Origin of the sequence: Amycolatopsis sp. NPDC051716 (assembly GCF_040681595.1) — a bacterium.
Taxonomy (GTDB): domain Bacteria; phylum Actinomycetota; class Actinomycetes; order Mycobacteriales; family Pseudonocardiaceae; genus Amycolatopsis.
Genome location: NZ_JBFAZA010000082.1, coordinates 1 through 6,137, shown reverse-complemented (window position 1 = coordinate 6,137; position 6,137 = coordinate 1). Strand labels below are relative to the sequence as shown.

The window sequence follows — 6,137 nt, the reverse complement described above, 5'->3', positions numbered from 1 at the left end:
CCCCAAGCCGTTCGTGTGGACCAAGACCGCCGAAGAGATCATCGACTCACTCGCACGATATTGCCGACGAATTTCAGGTGCGGGTCACTAGTACTGCAACGGCACTCGGGTGTTGTGTGGTAGATCATCCTGGTGGTGTCGATGTGGTGCTGGATCAGCTGGATCAGCTGGATCAGCTGGATCGGGTGCATGAGCGGATCGCGGGCCGGTTCACCCGGTCGGAGCGGAAGAACGGGTGGACGCTGGCCGAGCAGGCCGGCGAGATGTCGCCGGACGGCATGCAACGCCTGCTGCGGTGGGCGGACTGGGACATCGACGGAGTCCGCGGTGACGTGCGCGACTACGTGATCGAGCATCTCGGTGCGCCCGGTGGTGTGCTGATCGTGGACGACACCGGGTTCTTGAAGAAAGGTGTGCGGTCGGCGGGGGTGCAGCGGCAGTACTCCGGGACCGCGGGCCGGATCGAGAACTGTCAGATCGGCACGTTCCTGGCCTATGCCTCCGAGCGCGGGCATGCGCTGATCGGCCGGGCGCTGTATCTGCCCGAGCCGTGGATCGCCGACCCGAGTCGGTGCCGGCGGGCCGGAATCCCCGACAGGGCCGAGTTCGAGACCAAGCCCCGGCAGGCCATGGCGATGCTGTCGCGGGCGTTCGCCGCGGGGGCGCCGTTCGCGTGGATCACCGCCGATGAGGCTTATGGGCAGGTCAAGTACCTGCGGGCGTGGCTGTAGGATCAGGACGCCGCGTATGTGCTGGCCACCAAGGTCAACGACCTGCTGACCACCACGAGCGGCGCCGAGGCGAGGGCGGACGAGCTGATCGAACAGCTGCCCTCGCGGGCGTGGCAGCGGCTGTCGGTCGGCGCTGGTGCGCACGGGCCACGCGAGTACGACTGGGCGCGGATCGCGCTCGGGACCGGCTGGCTGGCGGGCCGGGCGTGGGCACTGGCTGCTCGCCCGCCGCTCACTCTCGGACCCGACCGAGATCGCCTACTACGTCTGCTACGGACCCCGCCGCTCAACCCTGCTGGACCTGGCCTGGATCGCCGGCACCTGCTGGCGGATCGAGGAATGCTTCCGACAAGGCTAAGAACGAAGCCGGACTCGATCACTACCAGGTCCGTTCCTGGCGAGCCTGGTATGCCCACATCACGCTGTCGATGGTGGCCCACGCCCTGGCTCGCCGTCTCGCGATCCCTGGCCGTAAAAGGGGAATCGGTGTCGGCGAGCCAGGCATGATCGGGTTCACGCTACCGGAGATCCGGCGTCTGCTGACCAGGCTCGTCCTGCGTGTCACCGACGCCGCCGCATGTCTGGGTCTGGTCACGCTTCCGTCGCCGGCGACAACACCAAGCCCGCCTCAGCCACTACAAACGACGCGGATACCCACTCACCTGACTGCCGTTGCAGTATTAGGCCACAACGACCTCGGTTCGCCGGAACTGCTCGACGACGTCTGTACCGTCCAAACGCGACAGGAGGAGGCCGGCCTGGAGGTTCTCGTGCTCGACCAGACGCGTCCGGACATCGGCCTTCCGGTGGTGAAGGTGATCGTGCCGGGCCTGCTGTATGACGTGCCGGTGCGGTTGGGCAGGCTGACCGCGCCCACCGCCTACGAGGACCTCAACCCGATGCCGATGTTTCTGCAGCTCATGAGGAAAGCAGGGTCGTGAGTTCGCCCGCGACGTCGAGCTGACGTTCCTGGTCGGCGAGTACCAGGAGCCCACCGGCAACTCCCCGGTACCCAAGGCGCGCGGCATCCTGGAGGCCACCCCGCACCGATGTCATCACATCTGGCCACAGGTAAAAGGATCGCGCGCAGGCTGGGCGCGTGGATCTGCTTCGCCGACGAAGCCGGGCACACGCAGAGACCGGCCAGGGTCCGCACCTGCGCCCCACGTGGACACACACCCGTGGTCACGGTGACGGGCAAGGGCTCGGGCCGGATCTCGATCGCGGCCCTGGTCTGCTGCAAGCAACCGGGTGGAGATGTCGACCTCGAAGCCCTGACTTGGAAATTCAAGGCGCAGTCCGATTGGACGCCGCCGGTGGCGGGGGTGAGGACAGCCGCGCGGCGGTGGCGACTGTCCTCACCCGGTCCCGGTCAGGCTTTGGCCCAGCGTTGGTTGGCGGCGTTGTTGCAGGTCGCCACATTGACAGCCGAGCTGTTGGCGGTGCCGTTGACGTCAAGGCACAGTCCGGTTTGGACACTCGTAATGGTGCCGTTGCCATTGACGGTCCACTGTTGGCCGGCGCCGCCGTTGCAATCCCAGATGCGTGTGCGGGTGCCGGAGCCTGCGTTGGCGGGCGCCTCAAGGCATTTGCCCAGCACTTGCAGGGCTTTGTTGTTCTGGGTGAACTGCTGGTTGGCGTTGGTGTGGCAGTCCCAGACGATCATTTGGGTGCCGTTGGTCGAGCTGGCGCCGTTGACGTCCAGGCATCGGCTTGAGGATTCGCTGCGCAGCCGGAACGATGGTGGCGTCGGTGTCGTGTCTCCGGTGAAGAACTTCCATACCTCTGGCGAAGTCCAGCTTCTCCAGCCATCGCCACCGCCGTCGACGGGGCCGGGGGTGTGTCCTCCGTCGAAGGCGGCCCACACCACTGGATATCCGGTGCGGCACCCTGAATAGGTGGTGGTGATGTGGGTGCGGCTGCCCGCCGCAGGCTCGGGCGCGTTTTGCGGGGTGCAGCCGTTGTTCCTGACGAATGTGTCCCGAAGGCTCCGTCCACCTGCGATGTTGTCACTGATGCCGTGAATCCCCATGTATGCGACCGGTTGAGTGCCGCCGCTGCAACCGCTGATACTTGCGCCGGAGTAGACCGCGATCGCACGGAAGGTCGTGGCCCTGGAACATGCGAGTGCGTAGCTCATGGCACCGCCGTAGCTGAAGCCCAGTGCGAAGCGCTGTGCCGTGTCGACACACAGGTCGTTCTCGATCTGCCTGATCATGTCGTCGACGAAGGTCACGTCCTGGCCGCCGGGGTTGGCCCAGCCGTTGCCGTTGCCCTGGGGCGCCACGAAGATCGCGCTGTTGTTCGCGCTGTCCGCCAGGCGCCGCAGGCCGTAGTAGGACCAGTTGTAGCCGTCGGAGCCGCCTGCGTCGACGTCGTTGGCGGTGCCGCCATACCAGTGGAACCCGAAGATCAGCCGGTACTGGCGGGTGTTGTCGTAGTTGTTGGGAATCCTCAGGATGAAGGAGCGGTTCTGGCCGCTGCTCTGAATCGTGCGCGGACCGCTGGCCAGGGTCGGGGTCTTGCCGCAGCCGGGGGACGCGGCGAGCGCCCCGGTATCCGTGGGGGTGGGTGCAGGCTGGGCGTCGGCCACACTGACACTGGCGAAAACCAGTGCGACGGCGGCGATCGGCGTCCACCACCGGCCGAGGTGGTGCGTTTGCTTCATGGGTGTGCTCCTGTCTGCTGGGGTTCAGGGCAGGGTCCAGCGTTGGGCGGGCTGCCGTGGCCGGTCCAGATGATCAGCTGGTGCCGTCGGCGGTGCCGGCTCTGTTGGCGTCCAAGCACTTGCTCGACCGGGGGTTGACCCGTGAGCCGTTCGTGCCGGTGGTCCGGTGCTGCGCTCTGCGGCCGTTCGAATCGCCCAGCTTGAAGGCGGCCACGTCGGCGTCGTACTGGCCGAACGGAGCAGCAGTCGGCGTCGCTATCCGGAGGATCCGCAGGGGCATGATGCTCCTTCGTCGTTGAAGGTGCCGTCCGGTCTGGGAGCGCTTCCAGGCAGATTTGAGAGCGCTCGGAAGTTCAGCAGGGTTGAGAATCCAACGGCCTCAGAGTCGCCAGGTCTGGTTCAACCGGCTGGCACGGCTGATTGATTTGTGCGTCCATTGCAGGACGGAGGCGCCGTTGACGTGCACACAGTTGTCCGACTGCTGGTTGACCATCGGGTAAGGGTCGGCGACTCCTGACGCTTGTCGGCGTCGGCCGCGACCGGCCAGGAGCCGATGTCGGTATCCCGGCAGGATCAGCCAGGCGGGCAGCCGATGCCGCAGAAGCGGTTCGGGCGCGCCGGTCCGATGGGCGAGCAACTCGACCATCAGGGCGCCCACCTCCGTCAGCTGCGGTCGGAGCGGCAGTGAGAGTGCAGGGAACAGTTCGCCGTTGAACCATGAGGACTCCCGAACGGGGTCGAACCGGTTCGATCGACTTGTGACTGTACGCGACCTGCTGTGGACAGCGCAACGGGCCGGTGAATCCATCAGCGCACTCCGCACACCGCGTAGAGGAGAAGCAAGCGGGTCTGGCAGCGCGATGAGCCAGCGGCGGCCTTCGACAGATAGCGGGGCATTACAGTGGTGCATGGACGGGTCTTTCTGCTTAGCGGACGAGTTGGTCGCACTTCTCATCCTGCCGCCGAAAGACCCGTCCTCTCGTCTCAAGCCCCATCAGCCGTCACCGACGTCATGACCCGCAACAACTAGCCCTGGTTCGACGCGAAGTCGATGATCATCTGGCAAGAGGTGAAGCTGCTGTCCGTGCCGGTGACGAGGGGGAGTCCGGCCGTCGTCATCGTCGCGACGAGCAGGGAGGTGTCGGCCAAACGCCCCCGTCGTCTGCCGGGAAGGATTGAAGACATCGAGGATCTCCGTCACGGGTAGGCGATAGCGCGTCGGCTACGGGCTGGTGCAGCGCGGTGGGGCAGTCGGCGATGTGCCGTTGGCGAGGAAGCCGAAGGTGGTCGAAGCGGACGCCTGCAGCGAACCGTTGTACGAGACGTTGCCGATCGAGACGGACTCGCCGGACGTGGTCAGGTTTCCGTTCCACACCTGGGTGATGGCCGGGCCGCCGGACGTCCAGCCGACCGTCCAGCCGTTGATCGCCACGCTGCCTGCCGTCACCGTGACCTCGCCCTGGTAAGCGCCCTCCCACGAGCGAACCGTCCGGTAACTCGCGCTGCAGGCGCCGGTCGGGGTGGTGGGCGTCGTCGTAGTGGTCGGCGTGGTCGTAGTGGTCGGCGTGGTCGAAGTCGGCGGGACCGAGGAGCTGAACTGGGTGATGAACTTCCACACCTCGCCCGAGGTCCAGGTTTGCCAGCCACTGCAGGTGCACCCGTCCCGCGGAGCGGGGTCGTGACCCCCGTCGAACGCCGCGTACACGACCGGATATCCCGCCCGGCACCCGGAATACGCGGTCACGATGTGGGTCAGGCTGCCCTGCGACGGCTCAGGCGGGTTCTGCGACGTACAGCCGTTGTTCCGGACGAACGTGTCACGCAGTGACCGGCCCTGCGAAATGTTCAGGACGTTGTCCCTGATGCCGTGCATACCGATGTACGCGACCGGCTGGGTGCCCCCACTGCATCCGCTGAGGTTCGCACCGGAATAGACGGCGACCGCACGGAAGACCGTCGGCCGGGCACAAGCCAGCGCATAGCTCATCGCACCGCCATAGCTGAACCCGCCCGCGAAAACCTGCGAGGTGTCGACACACAAAGCCGCCTCGAGCTGCTTCAGCAGGTCGTCGATGAACGTGACGTCCTGACCGCCGGGGTTGGCCCAGCCGTTGTTGTTGCCCTGCGGCGCCACGAAGATCGTGCTGTTGTTCGCGTTGTCCGCCAGCCGCCGCAGCCCGTAGTAGGACCAGTTGTAGCCGTCGGACCCGCCCGTGTCGACGTCGTTGGCCGTGCCGCCCAGCCAGTGGAGCCCGACGAACAGGCGGTACGAGTGGTTGTTGTCGTAGTTGCTGGGGATCCGCAGGATGTAGTTACGGTTCTGGCCGCCGCTGGAGATCGTGTGATTGCCGTTTGCCAACCCGGGGGCTTTCCCGCAGCCCGCGGTCGCCGCGGCGGCCGAAGCCGCCGGGGGAAAACCGAGGCCGCCGCCGACCACCAGACCGGCCAGCACGGCCAAGAGAGCTGTCACGAGGGCAATAGGCCCGGCAACGGCGCTGTGTTTCACGATCCACGCACCTTTCACCGAAAATGTCGGTTGACGCCGCCCGTCCGCCCGACCGGCGGCTCTGCCGGGAAGGCGCCGCAGCAGGCGCTGCGGAAACCCTTTCTTGCCCGGGTACTTCAGCTGTTCTGACGAGATCCCGGGTAACTGTTCAGGCCATTTCGGTGTTCGTTGGCAGCCAAGGGTTTCCGGTGATGGCGTCACGCAGCGCGGTAATGATATGCAGGCCGTTTTT

Annotated in this window: 5 protein-coding genes and 2 pseudogenes; 2 read left to right on the top strand and 5 right to left on the bottom strand. The window is 66.1% G+C overall.

The annotated features are described in order from the left end of the window. The first annotated feature begins 143 nt into the window (after positions 1–143). A pseudogene (locus AB0M30_RS47305) lies at positions 144–1,238 on the top strand (IS701 family transposase). 194 nt (positions 1,239–1,432) lie between these two features. After that, a pseudogene (locus AB0M30_RS47300) lies at positions 1,433–1,672 on the top strand (YcaO-like family protein); the annotation flags it as partial. Between the two features lie 431 nt (positions 1,673–2,103). On the opposite strand, the gene AB0M30_RS47295 reads toward AB0M30_RS47300, so the two are convergent. From AB0M30_RS47295 to AB0M30_RS47275, 5 genes are all read right to left on the bottom strand, one after another. Further along, on the bottom strand, positions 2,104–3,399 hold the full coding sequence (locus tag AB0M30_RS47295; protein ID WP_364599212.1) for a ricin-type beta-trefoil lectin domain protein: 1,296 nt from the start codon (positions 3,397–3,399) through the stop codon (positions 2,104–2,106). A 73-nt stretch (positions 3,400–3,472) separates the two neighbouring features. Beyond that, entirely contained in the window at positions 3,473–3,679 is a 207-nt protein-coding gene (locus tag AB0M30_RS47290) for a hypothetical protein (RefSeq protein ID WP_364599209.1), read from the bottom strand. Positions 3,680–3,778: 99 nt separating this feature from the next. Continuing rightward, complete coding sequence (locus AB0M30_RS47285; protein WP_364599206.1) at positions 3,779–4,045, bottom strand: hypothetical protein; 267 nt, start codon at positions 4,043–4,045, stop codon at positions 3,779–3,781. Positions 4,046–4,425: 380 nt separating this feature from the next. Further along, positions 4,426–4,548, bottom strand: coding sequence for a hypothetical protein (locus AB0M30_RS47280; RefSeq protein ID WP_364599203.1), 123 nt, complete (start codon positions 4,546–4,548; stop codon positions 4,426–4,428). 73 nt (positions 4,549–4,621) lie between these two features. Continuing rightward, positions 4,622–5,851, bottom strand: a complete 1,230-nt coding sequence (locus tag AB0M30_RS47275; protein WP_364599215.1) for a cellulose binding domain-containing protein — start codon at positions 5,849–5,851, stop codon at positions 4,622–4,624. Positions 5,852–6,137: the final 286 nt, after the last annotated feature.